The organism is Pseudomonas sp. 58(2021) (assembly GCF_017491585.1).
Lineage (GTDB): Bacteria > Pseudomonadota > Gammaproteobacteria > Pseudomonadales > Pseudomonadaceae > Aquipseudomonas > Aquipseudomonas fluorescens_BT.
In genome coordinates, this window is record NZ_JAFGYZ010000005.1 from 176,238 (window position 1) to 193,663 (window position 17,426).

11 protein-coding genes are annotated in these 17,426 nt (G+C 62.4%); 7 read left to right on the top strand and 4 right to left on the bottom strand.

All coding sequences use genetic code 11. The features are described 5' to 3' along the window. Positions 1-53 precede the first annotated feature (53 nt). The 3 genes from mgtA to J5M72_RS08005 all read right to left on the bottom strand — a co-directional run bounded on the left by mgtA (position 54) and on the right by J5M72_RS08005 (position 5,204). Positions 54-2,753 carry a magnesium-translocating P-type ATPase gene (gene mgtA / locus J5M72_RS07995; RefSeq protein ID WP_207865035.1) on the bottom strand — a complete coding sequence of 900 codons (2,700 nt, stop codon included), beginning with the start codon at positions 2,751-2,753 and terminating at the stop codon, positions 54-56. Between the two features lie 496 nt (positions 2,754-3,249). Continuing rightward, entirely contained in the window at positions 3,250-4,587 is a 1,338-nt protein-coding gene (locus J5M72_RS08000; protein WP_169429622.1) for a SidA/IucD/PvdA family monooxygenase, read from the bottom strand. Between the two features lie 134 nt (positions 4,588-4,721). Continuing rightward, positions 4,722-5,204, bottom strand: coding sequence for a sigma-70 family RNA polymerase sigma factor (locus tag J5M72_RS08005; RefSeq protein ID WP_169429621.1), 483 nt, complete (start codon positions 5,202-5,204; stop codon positions 4,722-4,724). Positions 5,205-5,538: 334 nt separating this feature from the next. Between J5M72_RS08005 and J5M72_RS08010 the strand changes: the two genes are divergently transcribed. The 3 genes from J5M72_RS08010 to J5M72_RS08020 are packed head-to-tail and all read left to right on the top strand — an operon-like array spanning position 5,539 to position 10,087. Next, positions 5,539-6,711: an efflux RND transporter periplasmic adaptor subunit gene (locus J5M72_RS08010; RefSeq protein ID WP_207865040.1), complete on the top strand. Its 1,173-nt coding sequence runs from the start codon at positions 5,539-5,541 to the stop codon at positions 6,709-6,711. Then, a complete protein-coding gene (locus tag J5M72_RS08015; RefSeq protein WP_207865042.1) occupies positions 6,712-8,685 on the top strand; it encodes a MacB family efflux pump subunit in 1,974 nt (657 codons plus the stop codon). Positions 8,686-8,692: 7 nt separating this feature from the next. After that, positions 8,693-10,087 carry an efflux transporter outer membrane subunit gene (locus tag J5M72_RS08020; protein ID WP_207865044.1) on the top strand — a complete coding sequence of 465 codons (1,395 nt, stop codon included), beginning with the start codon at positions 8,693-8,695 and terminating at the stop codon, positions 10,085-10,087. A gap of 59 nt (positions 10,088-10,146) precedes the next feature. Here J5M72_RS08020 and J5M72_RS08025 read toward each other — a convergent pair whose 3' ends face one another. Then, positions 10,147-11,766 carry a PvdJ/PvdD/PvdP-like protein gene (locus tag J5M72_RS08025; protein WP_207865047.1) on the bottom strand — a complete coding sequence of 540 codons (1,620 nt, stop codon included), beginning with the start codon at positions 11,764-11,766 and terminating at the stop codon, positions 10,147-10,149. Between the two features lie 174 nt (positions 11,767-11,940). On the opposite strand from J5M72_RS08025, the gene pvdM reads away from it, so the two are divergent. The 4 genes from pvdM to J5M72_RS08045 all read left to right on the top strand — a co-directional run bounded on the left by pvdM (position 11,941) and on the right by J5M72_RS08045 (position 17,330). Next, complete coding sequence (gene pvdM, locus J5M72_RS08030; RefSeq protein ID WP_207865050.1) at positions 11,941-13,311, top strand: pyoverdine-tailoring dipeptidase-like protein PvdM; 1,371 nt, start codon at positions 11,941-11,943, stop codon at positions 13,309-13,311. Next, on the top strand, positions 13,308-14,591 hold the full coding sequence (locus tag J5M72_RS08035) for an aminotransferase class V-fold PLP-dependent enzyme (RefSeq protein WP_207865051.1): 1,284 nt from the start codon (positions 13,308-13,310) through the stop codon (positions 14,589-14,591). The genes pvdM and J5M72_RS08035 overlap by 4 nt, the downstream gene beginning before the upstream one ends. Before the next feature lie 32 nt (positions 14,592-14,623). Further along, entirely contained in the window at positions 14,624-15,532 is a 909-nt protein-coding gene (locus J5M72_RS08040; protein WP_207865052.1) for a formylglycine-generating enzyme family protein, read from the top strand. Positions 15,533-15,680: 148 nt separating this feature from the next. Then, positions 15,681-17,330, top strand: coding sequence for a cyclic peptide export ABC transporter (locus tag J5M72_RS08045; protein WP_207865054.1), 1,650 nt, complete (start codon positions 15,681-15,683; stop codon positions 17,328-17,330). Positions 17,331-17,426: the final 96 nt, after the last annotated feature.

Genomic DNA, 17,426 nt, shown 5'->3' on the forward strand with positions numbered 1-17,426 from the left:
TTGAACTCCTTGAAACCGCCCCCCTTGCTCCCACAAGGGGGGAATCTTGCCTGTTACTGCCAGCCGAACCGGCGGATGTAGAAGCCTTTCACGGCTTGGGTCAGTGCCATGTACGCCAGCAGGATCACTGGCAGGAACACGAAGTACATCGACGGCAGCGCCTGCAGTTTGAAGTAGTGCGCCAGCGGCCCCATCGGCAGGAAGATGCCCACGGCCATGATGATTGCGGTCATCACCAGCAACGGCATGGCCGCGCGGCTTTGCAGGAACGGAATCTTCGGCGTGCGGATCATGTGCACGATCAGCGTCTGGGTCAGCAGCCCGACCACGAACCAGCCGGACTGGAACAGGGTCTGGTGATCCGGGGTGTTGGCATCGAACACGTACCACATCAAGGCGAACGTTGTGATGTCGAAGATCGAACTGATCGGGCCGAAGAACAGCATGAAGCGCCCGACATCCCCTGGCTGCCAGCGCTGCGGCTGTTTCAGCATCTCGTCATCGACGTTGTCGAACGGGATCGCGATCTGCGAAATGTCATACAGCAGGTTCTGCACCAGCAGGTGCATCGGCAGCATCGGCAGAAACGGAATGAACGCACTGGCCACCAGTACCGAGAACACGTTGCCGAAGTTCGAGCTGGCGGTCATCTTGATGTACTTGAGCATGTTGGCGAAGGTCCGACGCCCTTCCAGTACGCCCTCCTCCAGCACCATCAGGCTCTTTTCCAGCAGGATGATGTCGGCCGCTTCCTTGGCGATGTCCACCGCGCTGTCCACGGAAATACCGATGTCCGCAGTGCGCAAGGCCGGTGCGTCGTTGATGCCGTCGCCCATGAACCCGACCACGTGGCCGTTGCCCTTGAGGATGCGCACGATGCGCTCCTTGTGGGTCGGCGTCAGCTTGGCGAACACGTTGGTGGTTTCCACCGCCACTGCCAATTGCGCGTCGCTCATGCGCTCGATGTCGTTGCCCATCAACAGGCCTTGCTGGGCAAGACCCACTTCGCGGCAGATCTTGGCGGTCACCAGTTCGTTGTCGCCGGTCAGCACTTTCACGGCCACGCCGTGTTCGGCCAGGGCCTTGAGCGCCGGTGCGGTGCTTTCCTTCGGAGGATCGAGGAATGCCACGTAACCGATCAGCGTCAATTCCTGCTCGTCGCCCAGGCTGTAAGTGTCGCGACCTTCAGGCATCGACCGTGCCGCCACCGCTACCACGCGCAAGCCTTCAGCGTTGAATGCTGCTGTTACCTGACGAATTCTCGCCAGCAATTCATCGCTCAAGGCTTCGTCGACTTCACCGTGACGAACCCGGGTGCACACCGACAACACTTCTTCCACCGCGCCTTTGCAGATCAACTGATGCGGTTGGCCGTGTCCTTCCACCACGACCGACATGCGCCGGCGATTGAAGTCGAACGGGATCTCGTCGACCTTGCGATATGCCGTGCCGACCTTCAGCTCACGGTGGATCTCCACGTGTTCCAGCACCGCCACATCGAGCAGGTTTTTCAGGCCGGTCTGGTAGTAGCTGTTCAGATAGGCCATTTCCAGCACGTCGTCGGAGTCTTCGCCCCAGACGTCGACATTGCGCGCCAGGAAAATCTTGTCCTGGGTCAACGTGCCGGTCTTGTCGGTGCACAGGACGTCCATGGCGCCGAAGTTCTGGATCGCGTCCAGGCGTTTGACGATGACTTTCTTGCGCGACAGGAACACCGCACCTTTGGCCAGGGTCGAGGTGACGATCATCGGCAGCATTTCCGGGGTCAGGCCCACGGCAATCGACAGCGCGAACAGCAGCGCTTCGGTCCAGTCACCCTTGGTGAAACCGTTGATGAACAACACCAGCGGTGCCATGACGAACATGAAGCGGATCAACAGCCAGCTGACTTTGTTCACGCCTTGCTGGAACGAAGTCACCGCGCGATCAGTCGCCCCGACCCGCAGGGCCAGCGCACCGAAGTAGGTGTTGTTGCCGGTGGTGAGAATCACCGCCACCGCCGTGCCGGACACCACGTTGGTGCCCATGAACAGGATGTTGTCGAGTTCCAGCGGGTTGCGCGTATCGCGATCCGCCTGACGGGGGAATTTCTCTACCGGCATCGATTCACCGGTCATCGCCGCCTGGCTGACGAACAGATCCTTGGCGCTCAGCACCCGGCAATCGGCAGGAATCATGTCACCGGCCGAGAGCACGATCAGATCACCCGGCACCAGTTGCTTGATCGGCAGTTCGATACGCGGTTCGTCCCGGCGCATCACCGTGGCGGTGTTGCTCACCATGGCCTTGAGCGCATCGGCGGCCTGGTTGGATTTGCTTTCCTGCCAGAAGCGCAGCAGAGTCGAGAGCACCACCATGGAGAAGATCACGGTGGCGGCTTTCAGGTCATCGGTCAGCCATGAGATCACCGCCAACAAAGTCAGCAGCAGGTTGAACGGATTTTTGTAGCAATGCCACAGGTGGGTCCACCACGGCAGCGGTTGCTCGTGCTCGACTTCGTTGAGGCCGTGCTGCGCCCGCAGCGCATCGACTTCAAAATCCGTGAGGCCGTCGGTGTGCGTGCCGAGGTTCGACAGCAGCACGCCGCTGTCGCAATGGGCGGCGTCCACCAGCGTATTGGCCAGGGTGGGTGGCACTTCACGGCTGACCGTGGTGTCTTTGAGGGTTTCCAGCAACGCCAGGCGACGGAAGTGCCGGGCGATGTGGCGTGTACGCAGGAAGCCTGCGAAAAATTCCTTGAGCGTAAGTTTCATGGCTGTTGCCCCTATGGTCAGCCGGGAAACCGTCAAGCAGGTACGTCCAGCCCTCTTGCACCGAAAAACCGGCACGGCAAGGGTTGGCGCGCCAGTCAAAAAAGACAGGCGTGTCGATAGGGCTGCGATTGCGACGAAAAAGTCGAAACCACGCTCTTTTCAGCGTCGATGAGAAGGACTTCGGGACAGGGTCTCAACTGACCATGATCGGGATGCCGCTGCTCGCTGTTCGGCGAGACAACGGCACAAAGGAATGCGCGTTATCTTGCCGAGAATCTGCCGGTTACAAGGACCGGCCGACAACTGTCACTCGAACAAGTACCCACTGTGGGTCTCCGCTATTGATAAAAACGCGCGAAGCTTACGCCCCGATGTCTGGAGAGTAAACCCGCAAAAAGAAGTGTGTCGGGGAATGTGGCGGGTGTTCAGGAAGGGTTCAGGATTGCCTTCAGGATCGTTCCCACGCAGCGTGGGAACGATCAGGCTGAAAGGACGATCAGCTGGCGGTGGCCAGCAACAGATCCATCACCGAACGGCTGTGCCCACGGTTTTTTCCGTGCTCATACAGCGAGCCGGCAATTTCGTCCGCGCGGATCGGCAGGATCGACAACAACGTATCGCTCAGACCATGGCTGGCCTGGCAGAAGCCCTGCATGTACAGACCGGCCTTGCAGCGCTCGTCGGTGATCAGTTTGTAGTTGCGATCGACCTCGAAGTCACCCAGGTACTCTTCCAGCGGCGCCAGCAGTTTGCGGTGCATCTGACGCTCGTAACCGGTGGCCAGCACCACGGCGTCGTAGACACGCACGGTGACTTCACCGGTGGCGTTGTTGCGCACCGCCAGTTCGATGCCGCGTTCGGTGGCGGTGGCTTTCTCGACGGTGGTCAGGGTGCGGAACGCATGACGCGCAACACCGGAGACTTTCTGACGATAGAAGATGCCGTAGATGCGTTCGATCAGGTCGATGTCCACCACCGAGTAGTTGGTGTTGTGGTACTCGTTGACCAGACGCTCACGCTCGCTGCTCTTCTGCTGGAAGATCAGGTCGGTGAATTCCGGCGAGAACACTTCGTTGACGAACGGGCTGTCGTCCGCCGGTTTCAGGGCCGAGCCGCGCAGGATCATGTCGACCTGCACCGACGGGAACGAATCGTTCAGGTCGATGAAGGCTTCCGCCGCGCTCTGACCACCGCCGATGATCGCAATGCTCATCGGTTTGTTGTTCACGCACGGCTGCCTGGCCATCTCGGCCAGGTACTGCGAATGGTGGAATACCCGGGCATCGCCCTTGAGCGCCTTGAAGGATTCAGGAATGCGCGGCGTACCGCCGGCGCTGACCACCACCGAACGCGCAGTGCGGACGAATTGCTGGCCGTCCGTCCCACGGGAAATCACCCGCAGCGCTTCGACCTGATGGTTGTGCAGCACGGGCTCGATGGTCAGCACTTCTTCGCCATAACGGCTCTGTTCGGTGAACTGCGCGGCGACCCAGCGCAGGTAGTCGTTGTACTCCATGCGGCATGGGTAAAAGGTGCCGAGGTTGATGAAGTCCACCAGACGACCGTGATGCTTGAGGTAATTGACGAACGAATACGGGCTCGTCGGATTGCGCAGGGTCACCAGATCCTTGAGGAAGGAAATCTGCAGTTCGCTCTGGGTCGACAGGGTGTTGCCGTGCCAGCTGTAGGTCGGTTGCTTGTCGAGAAACAGCACATCCAGCTCGCCCAGGGTCGGGGCTCGCTCCTGCAGAGCGATGGCCAGCGCCAGGTTCGAAGGGCCGAAACCGACGCCGATCAGGTCGTGAACGATGGGCGATGCAATTGCCTGTGTCATTTCCAGTGTCCTCTGGATGAACCCCCCGAACAGCGCGGAGGAAGAGCTTGGGTGACCGGCCGGCCCGGAGCAGGACAGCAGGTCGTCTGTTGAGTAGGAACGAGGACAGTGAAATAAAATTTAACGACGACGGCTCAATGGGCATCCCATTGTTTGATTCGCAGGCGGCAATGCTTCATGGCGTTGACGATGTGCTTTTCCACCAGCGCCTTGGAAATGCCAAGGCGTTCGGCGATCTCGGGGTGCGACAGGCCCTCGATCTTGCGCAGCAGAAAACTTTCGCGACACAGCGGCGCAAGCTCGGCCAGTGCACGCTGCATCATGTCCAGGCGCTGGCCATGGTCGAGGGTGCTGTGGGGGGACGGGGTGAAAAAACGCTCCTCGCTGTCGAGCACTTCCAGGGATTCGACCTGACGCAGGGCGTTGCGCCGATGGTCGTCGATCACCAGATTCAGCGCGGTGCGATAAAGGAAGGCCCGGGGTTGTTCGATGGGCGTGTCGCTGGAACGCTCCAGCACCCGCACATAAGCGTCATGCACCACATCTTCGGCCACCTGTCGGTTGCCGAGCCTGGCGTTCAGGAAACACACCAGCTCACGATAGTAGTTTTCCAACATGACTCCCGGCCGCTTGAGTGCGGGTTCTGTCCTTGAGCACACCGTTCTGCTGAGCCGCACGAGGCAGTAGCAAGATAGTGGCAACTTGAGGTGCGTAATTTATAGTAATTCTCATATAGATTTAAAGTAGTGTTTGTCGTTGCCCGACAAATTGTGTCCGGCTATACCTTCAGATTGCTGTAACAACCTGTGTCGCCGCTTAAATTCCGTTCCGCTTTCATCGTTAACAGGACAGCTCCCCGTGTCTGCCGCGCCCTGCGGCAGCGTTCAACGGTGCCCGATCCTGTGCATGCGTGCTGAACGACGGGCCGATTTCCACTGGCCGGAACCCTGCATGAAACGTCCCCGCCCCGCCCGACGCGCCCTGCTCGCAGCCCTTTGTCTGATCCCCGTCGCGGCCTACGCCGCCTGGCAGATCCTGCCGCCCGGCCGGGACAAATTCGCCACGGTGCAAGTGACCCGTGGCGATATCGAAAGCAGCGTCACCGCACTCGGCACCCTGCAACCACGGCGTTATGTGGACGTCGGCGCTCAGGCGTCGGGGCAGATCCAGAAGATCCACGTGGAAGTCGGCGATGTGGTCAAGGAAGGCCAACTGATGGTGGAGATCGACCCCTCGACCCAGAAAGCCAAACTCGACGCCGGACGTTTTTCCATCGAAAACCTCAAGGCCCAGTTGCAGGAACAGAAGGCACAGCACGAACTGGCACAACAGAAATACCAGCGCCAGCAGCATCTCGCCGCCGGTGGTGCCACCCGTGAGGAGGATGTGCAGACCGCCCGCGCCGAACTGAAAGCCACCCAGGCGCGCATCGACATGTTCCAGGCGCAGATCCGTCAGGCCGAAGCCAGCCTGCGCAGCGATCAGGCCGAACTCGGCTACACCCGCATTTATGCGCCGATGGCCGGCACAGTGGTTGCGCTCGATGCCCGCGAAGGCCAGACCCTCAACGCGCAACAGCAGACACCGCTGATCCTGCGCATCGCCAAGCTGTCGCCGATGACCGTGTGGGCGGAGGTTTCCGAAGCCGACATCGGCCACGTCAAACCGGGCATGATCGCCTACTTCACCACCCTCAGTGGCGGCCACCGGCGCTGGAGCAGCACCGTGCGGCAAATTCTGCCAGTGCCGCCCAAGCCGCTGGACCAGACCAGCCAGGGCGGCGGCAGTCCCGCCAGTTCCAGCAAAAGTGGCAGCGCCCGGGTGGTGCTGTACACCGTGCTGCTGGATGTCGACAACTCCGACAATGCCTTGATGGCGGAAATGACCACCCAGGTGTTCTTCGTCGCCAGTCAGGCAAAAGACGTCCTCACCGCACCGGTCGCCGCCCTGCAAGGCACTGCCACGGCAAACCGGCAGACCGCCCAGGTGATCGCCGCCAATGGCGAGATTCAGTTGCGCGAAGTGCACACCGGCATCAGCGATCGCTTGAAAGTCCAGGTACTGGAAGGCTTGAGTGAAGGCGATCACCTGTTGGTCGGCCCGGCCGATGGCAGCGGAGGCTGAATGCAGACGCCCCTGATCGACCTGCAGGACATCCGCAAATCCTACGGCGGCGGCGACGCACCTGAAGTGCATGTGTTGCGTGGGATCGACCTGTCGATCCACGCCGGAGAATTCGTGGCGATTGTCGGCGCGTCCGGCTCCGGCAAATCGACACTGATGAACATCCTCGGCTGCCTCGACCGCCCCACTTGCGGCGAATACCGCTTTGCCGGGGAAGACGTCGCCGGCCTCGACACCGATGAACTGGCCTGGCTGCGCCGCGAAGCCTTTGGATTCGTGTTCCAGGGTTATCACCTGATTCCGTCCGGTTCAGCCCAGGAAAACGTCGAGATGCCGGCAATCTATGCCGGCACACCCGCCGCCGAACGCCACGCCCGCGCCGCCGCCCTGCTCGACCGCCTCGGGCTGGCCTCACGCACCGGCAACCGCCCACACCAGTTGTCCGGCGGTCAGCAACAACGGGTGTCGATTGCCCGGGCGTTGATGAACGGCGGCCACATCATTCTTGCCGACGAACCCACTGGCGCCCTCGACAGCCACAGCGGCAAAGAGGTCATGACACTGCTCGACGAACTGGCGAGTCAGGGCCACGTGGTCATCCTGATCACCCACGACCGCGAAGTGGCAGCCCGGGCCAAGCGCATCATCGAGATCCGCGACGGCCTGATCATCAGCGACAGCGCCCGGGACAATCCCGAAGCCCAGACCACGGCCCACCCCGGCGCCTTGCAAGCCGTCGACCTGCGCAAGCGCCTGAGCGAAGGCGCGCAAGCCTCAGGCGCCTGGAAAGGCGAGCTGGTGGACGCCCTGCATGCCGCCTGGCGGGTGATGTGGATCAACCGTTTCCGCACGGCGCTGACCCTGCTCGGGATCATCATCGGCGTAGCCTCGGTGGTGGTCATGCTTGGCGTCGGCGAAGGCAGCAAGCGCCAGGTCATGGCACAGATGGGCGCGTTCGGCTCCAACATCATTTACCTCAGCGGCTCGGCACCCAACCCGCGCACGCCACCAGGCATCGTCACCCTCGATGACGTGGCGGCGCTGGCCAGCCTGCCGCAGGTCAAGCGGATCATGCCGGTGAACGGCGCCGAGGCCGGCGTGCGCTTCGGCAACGTCGACCACCTGAGCTACGTCGGCGGCAATGACACCAACTTCCCGGCGATCTTCAACTGGCCGGTGGTCGAAGGCAGTTACTTCACCGACGCTGACGAACGCAACGCCAGCGCCGTGGCGGTGATCGGCAAGAAGGTCCGGGACAAACTGCTCAAGGATGTGCCGAACCCCATCGGCCAGTACATCCTGATCGAGAACGTGCCCTTCCAGGTAGTCGGTGTGCTTCAGGAAAAAGGCGCGAGTTCCGGCGATCAGGACAGCGATGACCGCATCGCCATCCCCTACTCCGCCGCCAGCGTCCGGCTGTTCGGCACGCGCAATCCGGAATACGTGGCCATTGCCGCGGCCGATGCGCGCAGGGTCAAGGAAACCGAACACGCCATCGAACAATTGATGCTGCGCCTGCACAACGGCAAGAAGGATTTCGAACTGACCAACAACGCCGCGATGATCCAGGCCGAGGCGCGCACGCAAAACACCCTGTCGCTGATGCTCGGTTCGATTGCTGCCATCTCGCTGCTGGTGGGCGGGATCGGCGTGATGAACATCATGCTCATGACCGTGCGCGAACGCACGCGCGAGATCGGCATCCGCATGGCCACCGGCGCCCGGCAACGGGACATCCTGCGCCAGTTCCTCACCGAAGCGGTGATGCTCTCGGTGGTCGGCGGGATCGCCGGGATCGCCCTGGCGCTGATCGTCGGCGGCGTACTGATGCTCAGCGAAGTCGCCGTGGCGTTTTCCTTGATGGCGGTGTTCGGTGCCTTCGGCTGCGCCCTCGTGACCGGTGTTGTCTTCGGCTTCATGCCTGCCCGCAAAGCCGCCCGGCTCGACCCGGTCACGGCCCTTACCAGTGAATGATCGCTCTATGAAACCGCGCCTCAGCCTGTTGACCGTGTGCCTGTTGCTCAGCGCCTGCGGCAGTCCCGCCCAGCGTCCCGACAGCGGCTTGCAACCGCCCACGACCTGGCAATCTCCCCACGGCGCCAGCGTCGCCCGCATCGATCCGCACTGGTGGAAACAGTTCGGCAGTCCCGAGCTCGACCGCCTGATCGAACAGGCCCGCCTCGGCAGCTTCGACCTCGCGGCCGCCGTCGCCCGGGTGCGCCAGGCCCAGGCCGGCACGGTGATCGCCGGCGGCTCGCAGTTGCCGGAGGTGAAAGCCGGGGCCAACGCCAATCGCCAGAAACTGCTGCGCGGCAATGGCTACTCCCAGCTCGACGCGGACAGCAGCAACAAGGCTGTGGATTATTTCGATGCCAATCTGAGCGCGTCCTACGAAATCGACTTCTGGGGCGGCAAACGCGCCTCCCGCGACAGCGCGCAGTTTGCCCTGCAAGCCAGCGAGTTCGACCGGGCGACCGTGGAGCTGACCTTGCTCAGCGGGGTGGCCAACACCTACGCACAAGCCTTGTCGCTGCGTGAGCAAAGTCGCATCGCCGAACTGAACCTGACCAACGCGCAGAACGTGCTGAAACTGGTGCAGACCCGCTTCGACTCAGGCTCGGCCACCGCGCTGGAACTGGCCCAGCAGAAAAGTCTGGTGGCCGCGCAACAACGGCAATTGCCACTGGTGCAACAACAGGCCCGTGACGCCTTGATCAGCCTCGCCGCCCTGCTCGGCCGGCCGGTGCAGGAGCTGCAGACCGGCGCCGAACCGTTCGAGCGCCTGCAATGGCCGACCATCGCCGCCGGCGTGCCCAGTGACCTGCTCAGCCGTCGCCCGGACATCGCCCGCGCCGAAGCGCAACTGGCGGCGGCCGAAGCCGACGTCAAAGTCGCCCGCGCCGCCATGCTGCCGACCGTCACCCTCACCGCCCAACTGGGCTCCGGGGCCAACCAGTTCGACGACATGATTCGCAGCCCCTTCTACAACCTCACCGCCGGGCTGGTCGCACCGATCTTCAACAACGGTCGCCTGAGCGCCGAGCGCGACAAGGCCACGGCACGCCAGGAAGAACTGCTGGAAACCTATCGCGGGGCGATCATCAACGGTTTCGCCGACGTCGAAAAAGCCCTCAACGGGATTCGCGGGCTCGATGAACAGCGGCAATGGCAAAGTGAAGAACTGAATCAGGCGCAGACCGCGTTCGATATCGCCCAGCGCCGCTATCAGGCCGGCGCCGAGGATTGGCTGACGGTGCTGGAAACCCAGCGCACGCTGTACGCGGCGCAGGATCTGAATGTGCAACTGCGCCTGTCGCGCCTGCAGGCGAGCGTGGCGTTGTACAAGGCACTGGGTGGAGGCTGGCAGACGCCCTGACGGCGTCGCCTTCGCATTGCATTCGCGGGCGAGCCCGCGAATGCGCGACAACACAGTCCTCAGAACGGACTGTTCTTCGCCGTCAGATGACGCGCATACCACGGCCGTTTCGGCACTCGCCGGAACAGGCTCTCGAGCTTCTTTTCGTCCTCGCCGAAGGTGATGCGCAGCGCCAGCTTCATGGTTTCCGGGTCCATCTCCACCGACTTGCCGACCTGCAAACCCGGTACCGTGCTGCAACCGTGAGTGGTCGGACCGAGCCATGGATCCGCCACTTCGACCCAGCGGCCCGGGGCAAACCATTTCACACCGTTGACCTCGAGTCGCGTGACCTGGCCAGGATGGAAACGCTCGTGAGCGCGGAACCAGTCCTCCACCCGGTCATCGATCCAGCCATGGAACGCCCAGAACACCGGGTTCACATGAGACGAAAACGGGTCGCCGAGAAAGTCGTTTTCCGGGGCGAACCAGCGTGCGGCGAAGTCATCCAGATCCCGGGCAAACGGCACCGGTTGACCGTTGGAGGGATCGCGCGGCACCGAGGCCCAGCGCATGTGCAGCCAGTCGTGCAGGCCCAGCTCCACCTCGGAGCCGAACTGGCCCAGAGTCAGCTTCGACAGATATTGCGGATCGCGGTATTGCGACTCCCAGACCTCGAAGTTGCTCTGGTAAGTCTCGGCGGTCTTGATATCGCTGACCCATTGCGCGTACTCGTCGTCGCCTTCGGCCAGCCAGGTCGGCGGCAGCGAGGTGCCGTCGTGGTTATCGAAGTAACGGGCGAACCCGACACGGTCGCGAATCAGTTCCGGCTGCGGCAACGGGAAGAACTGCCAGGACGGCAGATCCTGCATGGAGCGCGCCGTACCGAGCATGTGCCGATGCATGAAGAAGAAATCGATGCCCGAGCCATTGCGATCCTTTCGCGGGCCACGGGCGTCACGCTCAAGGTCGCGCGGGCCGGGCTGCCAGCCGAGACCACGCAAGGCGTTGCGCTTGTCTTCGGACAAGGTGTGCCACTTGTCCCGCGTCGCATGCCAGACCTGGTGAAACAACCGATGCTCGGGCGATACCAGCCAGGCCAGCAGTGTCGGGTTCAACGGCGTGCGCTGTCGCGCTTCCGGGAACAGGCACTTGACCGCAATGAAACGATGATCCTGGGCCGGCAAGGCCAACGAGCGGTCGAGACGCTGCACCGTACCGCTCAGCGTGCCGCTGCCGGCGTTGCCGAAATCGGCCCAGACCTCATCGAGGATCATGTTCAGTTCGTAGTCCACACTGCCGCCGGCACCCAACAGTCGCCAACTCAGTTTTGATGCCTCGGCCCCGGCCAGATCGCCGAGAATCCGGTAACGGGGGGTGTCGGCAGAGCGCAGACGCTCCGGCGTGTCGAGAAAGCCACACACGCCCCGGCCTTTCTGGCCGATGTCGATGAACACTTCCAGGCCCTGGGTCGGCAAGCCGTCCAGGCCGGCATCCCGGCCCGTGAAGCGGATCGTCCAGACCCCGCGCAACGCGTTCGCCAGGCGTTGCCCGGCCACGTCGGCGACATCGAAAGACGCCTCGCCGGGCGTGATCGTCGGGTCGGGCTTCGTCCATTCACGATGCCCGAAATAAGCTGCAGGTACGGCAGCGCCGGTCAACGCCAGGCCTGCCATGAACCATCGTCGAGAAATCCTCATTGCCCTACCTGTGTTCAGCCCTGAAGCAGGCTTTATCCAAGCTAGAACGTTTGCTGACCGAACAAATTTAAGCGCCATCAGGGCGGACTAATTTTCTGCCGCGCCCGCTCGTTCTTCCCAGATAGCAAAGGCCTCTGCGCCTGTACCTCGACGGCGAACCTGACTGAGATGGCAATGACAAAACCACGTTCGAAAAAGGCTCTATTCATCGGCCTGCCACTGGCCCTGGCGATCAGCGCCGGTGCCGGTTTCGCGGTCTGGGATATCGGGTTCAAGGACAATCCGGGCTACCCGGTCAAAATCATGCAGCAAGCCGAAGAACTGCACGAGCACATGCTCTCGTTCGACAGCCACATCACCATCACCCAGAACTTCGGCACCACCGGCAACGAGATCGACAAGGACGGCAGCGAGCAGTTCGACCTGGTCAAGGCCAATCGCGGACGATTGTCCGGCGCGGCGCTGACGATTTTCGGCTGGCCGGAAATCTGGAACGGCCCGAACGCCCCGCACAAGCCCACCGCCGGTTTTGTCGAAGAGGCGCGCAACCAGCAGGAGATCCGCTACAAGATCCTGTCCGGCATGGTCCGCGACTTCCCCAACCAGGTCGGCATCGCCTATACCGCCAACGATTTCCGGCGCCTGCACGGCGAAGGCAAGTTCGCGATCTTCATCAGCATGCTCAACGCCTACCCGCTGGGCCATGACCTGAACCAGCTGGACCTGTGGACGGCACGCGGCATGCGCATGTTCGGCTTCAGCTACATCGGCAACAACGACTGGGCCGACTCGTCGCGCCCGCTGCCGTTCTTCAATGACTCGCCGGACGCCCTCGACGGTCTTTCCGATATCGGCAAGCAAGCGGTCAAGCGCCTGAATGACCTGGGCGTGATCATCGACGTCTCGCAAATGTCGACCAAGGCTCTGGAGCAAGTCGCACAACTGAGCCGTACGCCGCTGGTGGCCTCGCACTCGGCACCGCGGGCCATGGTCGATATACCGCGCAACCTCAGCGACAAGGAAATGCAGCTGATCAAGAACAGCGGCGGCGTGGTGCAGATCGTCGGCTTCTCGCAGTACCTGCGACCGCTGACCCAAGGCACTCAGGACAAGCTCAATGAGCTGCGCAAGCGCTTCGACCTGCCGCCGCTGCCGAACCTGGCCGTAGCTCTGATGCCGGGCGATCCGATCATCTCCGCCTGGTCCGAACAGAAGTTCGGCGAGTATGCCGGCCAGCTCTACGCGATCCTCGAAGAAGAGCCCAAAGCCAGCCTCAAGGACCTGGGCGACGCCATCGATTACACCGTGCGCAAGATCGGCATCGACCACGTCGGCATCAGCTCGGACTTCAACGAAGGTGGCGGCGTCAAAGGCTGGGAGAACGTCGGCGAGATCCGCAACGTCACCGCTGAACTGCTGTCGCGCGGCTATTCCGAAGCGGACATCGCCAAGCTCTGGGGCGGCAATTTCCTGCGGGTCTGGGATCAGGTCGAGAAATCCGCCAGACCGGCGATCGCTTCGAACCGGGAAGTCGCCAGGCCATGAGCAACCGTCGTGACTTTCTGAAGCAGGCCGGGCTTCTCGCCGCGACCTTGCCGCTGGGCGCGAGCCTGCCGAACATCGCCAGTGCCTCGACCGCCGCCGCCGCGCTGCCACGCAACAAGTGGGCGCAGTTGCAGCAGTTGTTCGATCAGGATCCGGCCTGGCTGCACTTTTCCAACTTCCTCGTCACCAGCCACCCGCGCCCGGTGCGCGAAGCAATCGAGATGCACCGCGCCGCCCTCGACAAAAACCCGGGGCTGGCGATGGACTGGGACCACGGCGTCACCGAAAAACGGGAAGAGGACGTGCGCGCCTGGGCCGGCCAATACGTGCAGGCCGATGCCCGGCAGATTGCTCTGACCGGCAGCACCACCGAAGGGCTGGCGATGATTTACGGCGGTGTTCAGGTACGCGCCGATCAGGAAATCCTCACCACCGAACACGAACACTACGCGACCCACACGATCCTCGAACTGCGCACCCAGCGTGACGGCACCAAGGTGCGCAAGATCCGTCTGTTCAAGGATCCGTACCCGATCAGCAAGCAAGAGCTGCTGGCGAATATCGACCGCAGCATCCGACCGCAGACCCGCGTGCTCGGCATGTGCTGGGTGCATTCCGGGAGCGGCGTGAAACTGCCGCTGGCCGACATCGGTGCGCTGGTCGACAAACACAACCGTGGCCGCAGCGAAGCCGACCGCATCGTCTATGTCGTCGACGGCGTGCACGGTTTCGGTGTGGAAGACGTGAACTTCCCCGCGATGAACTGCGATTTCTTCATCGCCGGCACCCACAAATGGATGTTCGGCCCCCGCGGCACCGGGATCGTAGTCAGCCGCACGGCGGACGTGAAATACGTCACACCGATCATCCCGACCTTTTCCGAGGCCGAACACTTCTCCACCACCATGACGCCGGGCGGCTACCACTCGTTCGAGCATCGCTGGGCGCTGACCGAGGCGTTCAAGTTGCACCTGCAACTGGGCAAGGCCGACGTGCAGGCGCGCATTCATGAGCTCAACAGCTACCTGAAAAAACGCCTGTTGCAGCGTCCACAGATCGAACTGGTCACGCCGTTGAGCCCGGAGTTTTCCGCCGGGTTCACCTTCTTCCGGGTCAAGGGCAAGGACTGCGACAAGATCGCCGCGCACCTGATGGCCAACAAGGTGGTGGCCGATGCCGTGGAGCGCGATGTCGGCCCGGTGATCCGCACCGCACCGGGCCTGCTCAACGACGAGGCCCAGATCGATCGCCTGCTGGCCGTACTGGATCAGGCGCTGTGAGCCGAACCTTTTTCCTTTTGACGAGACTCGAAATGAACAGTGAACTGCCTCGTTCCGCCCTGAAAACCCTGCCGGCGCTGACGTTCGCCGCCCTCGCCGCCAGCCTGCTGCCGAACGCTGTGCAGGCCGCCACCCCGCCAGCACCGGGCAAAGTGTTCAAGGACTGCAAGGACTGCCCGGAAATGGTCGTGCTGCCCACCGGCACGTTCACCATGGGCACGCCGGAAGACGAAGTCGGCCGTGAGCCCGACGAAGGCCCGATGCACCCTGTGACGTTCGCCAGACCGCTGGCGATCAGCCGCTTCCAGGTACTCAAGGGCGAATGGTTCGCCTACCTCAAGGACACCGGCTACCCAATGCCCGACGGCGATGATCGCCCGGGGCGCGCATGCAAGGCCGGGGTTCCGGACTACGCCGGCAGCGACCCGCGCAAGCAGTACACCGACAGGCACCCGGCGGTGTGCATGGACTTCGCCGAGGCCAACGCCTACGTGGCCTGGCTGTCGAAAAAAACCGGCAAGCCATATCGACTGGTCAGTGAATCCCTGCGTGAATACGCCGCCCGCGGCGGCACCACTGGCCCGTTCCCCTTCCCCTTCGATGAGGGCAAGGAATACAGCATCGCCAAACATGCCAACACCTACGGCGCAGCCGACGGCTACAACTTCACCGCGCCGGCCGGCAGCTTCCCGCCCAACGCCTTCGGTGTGTACGACATGCACGGCAACGTCTACGAATGGACCGCCGATTGCTACAACGACAACTACGAAGGCGCTCCGAGCGATGGCAGCGCCTGGCTGACCGGCAAATGCGAATTCAAGCGTATCCGCGGCAACGACTGGGGCGAAGCGCCGGTGTTCTCGCGCTCCGGCAACCGCAATGCGCTGGTGCCGACCGAGCGCGGCGACTGGATCGGTTTCCGGGTCGCGCGGGATCTGTAACGCCCCCGTCGCCACGCTAAATTAACCCTCCCGCCAGTCGTTCTACAGATGGCGCGATCCATTGCGACGCGCCACTGCCCTCTACGTCACCCAGGCGACGCCCGCAGCCGATGCCGGCCTTCGCCGCTCTTTCACGCAGGGAACCTCCATGAGCAAACCAACACGCGGGGTGATCAATGAATTGTTCGCCCTGCTCAAACCCTTTCGGCTGATCGTTGCCGGGTCGATCCTGCTCGGTATGGTCGGCGGCCTGAGCGTCACGGCGCTGCTGGCGACGATCAACACCGCACTGCACTCCGAAGCCGGCCTGACCAGCAACGTGGTCGCGGTGTTCGCCGGTCTGTGCCTGCTGGCCCTGGCCAGTTCGATCTTTTCCGACATCGGCACCAACTTCGTCGGCCAGCACATCATCGCCAGGCTGCGCAAAGAGCTGGGCGAAAAAGTGTTGTCGGCCCCCATCGAGCAGATCGAACGCTACCGCAGTCATCGGCTGATCCCGGTGCTGACCCACGACGTCGACACCATCAGCGACTTTGCTTTCGCCTTCTCGCCGCTGGCCATTTCCATGACCGTCACCCTCGGCTGCATGGGTTACCTGGCGATGCTGTCGTGGCCGATGTTCCTGATGATGGCGGTGGCGGTCCTGATCGGCACAATCATCCAGTACATCGCTCAGGGCCGTGGCATGCAGGGTTTCATGAAAGCCCGCGACCATGAAGACGACCTGCAAAAGCACTACAACGCGATTGCCGAAGGCGCCAAGGAACTGCGCATCCACCGTCCGCGTCGCCACCGCATGTTCGTTTCGGGCATCCAGACCACCGCCGACCAGATCTGCGACACCCAGGTGCGCTCGGTGAACATCTATGTGGTCGCCAAGACCCTCGGCTCGATGTTGTTCTTTGTGGTGATCGGCCTGGCGCTGGCCCTGCAATCGCTGTGGCCGAGCGCCGACAAAGCGGTGATGAGCGGCTTCGTGCTGGTGCTGCTGTACATGAAAGGTCCGCTGGAACATGTCATGGCGGCTTTGCCGATTGTGGGCCGCGCGCAGATCGCGTTCCGGCGGATCGCCGAGTTGTCCGAGCAATTCTCCTCGCCCGAGCCGCACTTGCTGCTCAGCGATCAGGGCAATAAAAAAACACCCGTGCACAGCCTGGAACTGACCGACGTCTCGTACAGTTTCCCGACCGTGGAAGGCGCTGCGCCGTTCCGTCTGGGGCCGGTGAACCTGAAGATCGATCAGGGCGACATCATTTTCATCGTCGGTGAAAACGGCTGCGGCAAGACCACCCTGATCAAACTGCTGCTGGGCCTGTATGCGCCACAGCAGGGTGAAATCCGCCTCAACGACCAGGTCGTGACCGCCCTCACCCGCGACGACTATCGCCAGTTGTTCACCACGATCTTCGCCGACTATTACCTGTTCGATGACGTGGTGCAGGGCGACACGCCTATTCCGCGAGACGCCAACCAATACCTCGAGCGCCTGGAAATCGCGCACAAGGTCAGCGTGCGCGACGGTGCATTCACCACCACCGATCTGTCGACCGGCCAGCGCAAGCGTCTGGCGTTGATCAATGCGTGGCTGGAAGAGCGTCCGGTGCTGGTGTTCGACGAATGGGCCGCCGACCAGGACCCGACGTTCCGGCGGATTTTCTACACCGAATTGCTGCCGGACCTGAAGCGTCTGGGCAAGACCATCATCGTCATTTCCCACGACGATCGTTACTTCGACGTCGCCGACCAACTGGTGCGCATGAACGCCGGCAAAGTGGTCACCGAGCTGCAACCCGCCTGATTGTGAGAAATCTGTAAAAAAGTGCGTTGAGCCTTTCCGGTTTTCGGAGGGTTCAACGTCTTACTAACAGTTAATAGAAATAGTTCTCAGTCAACA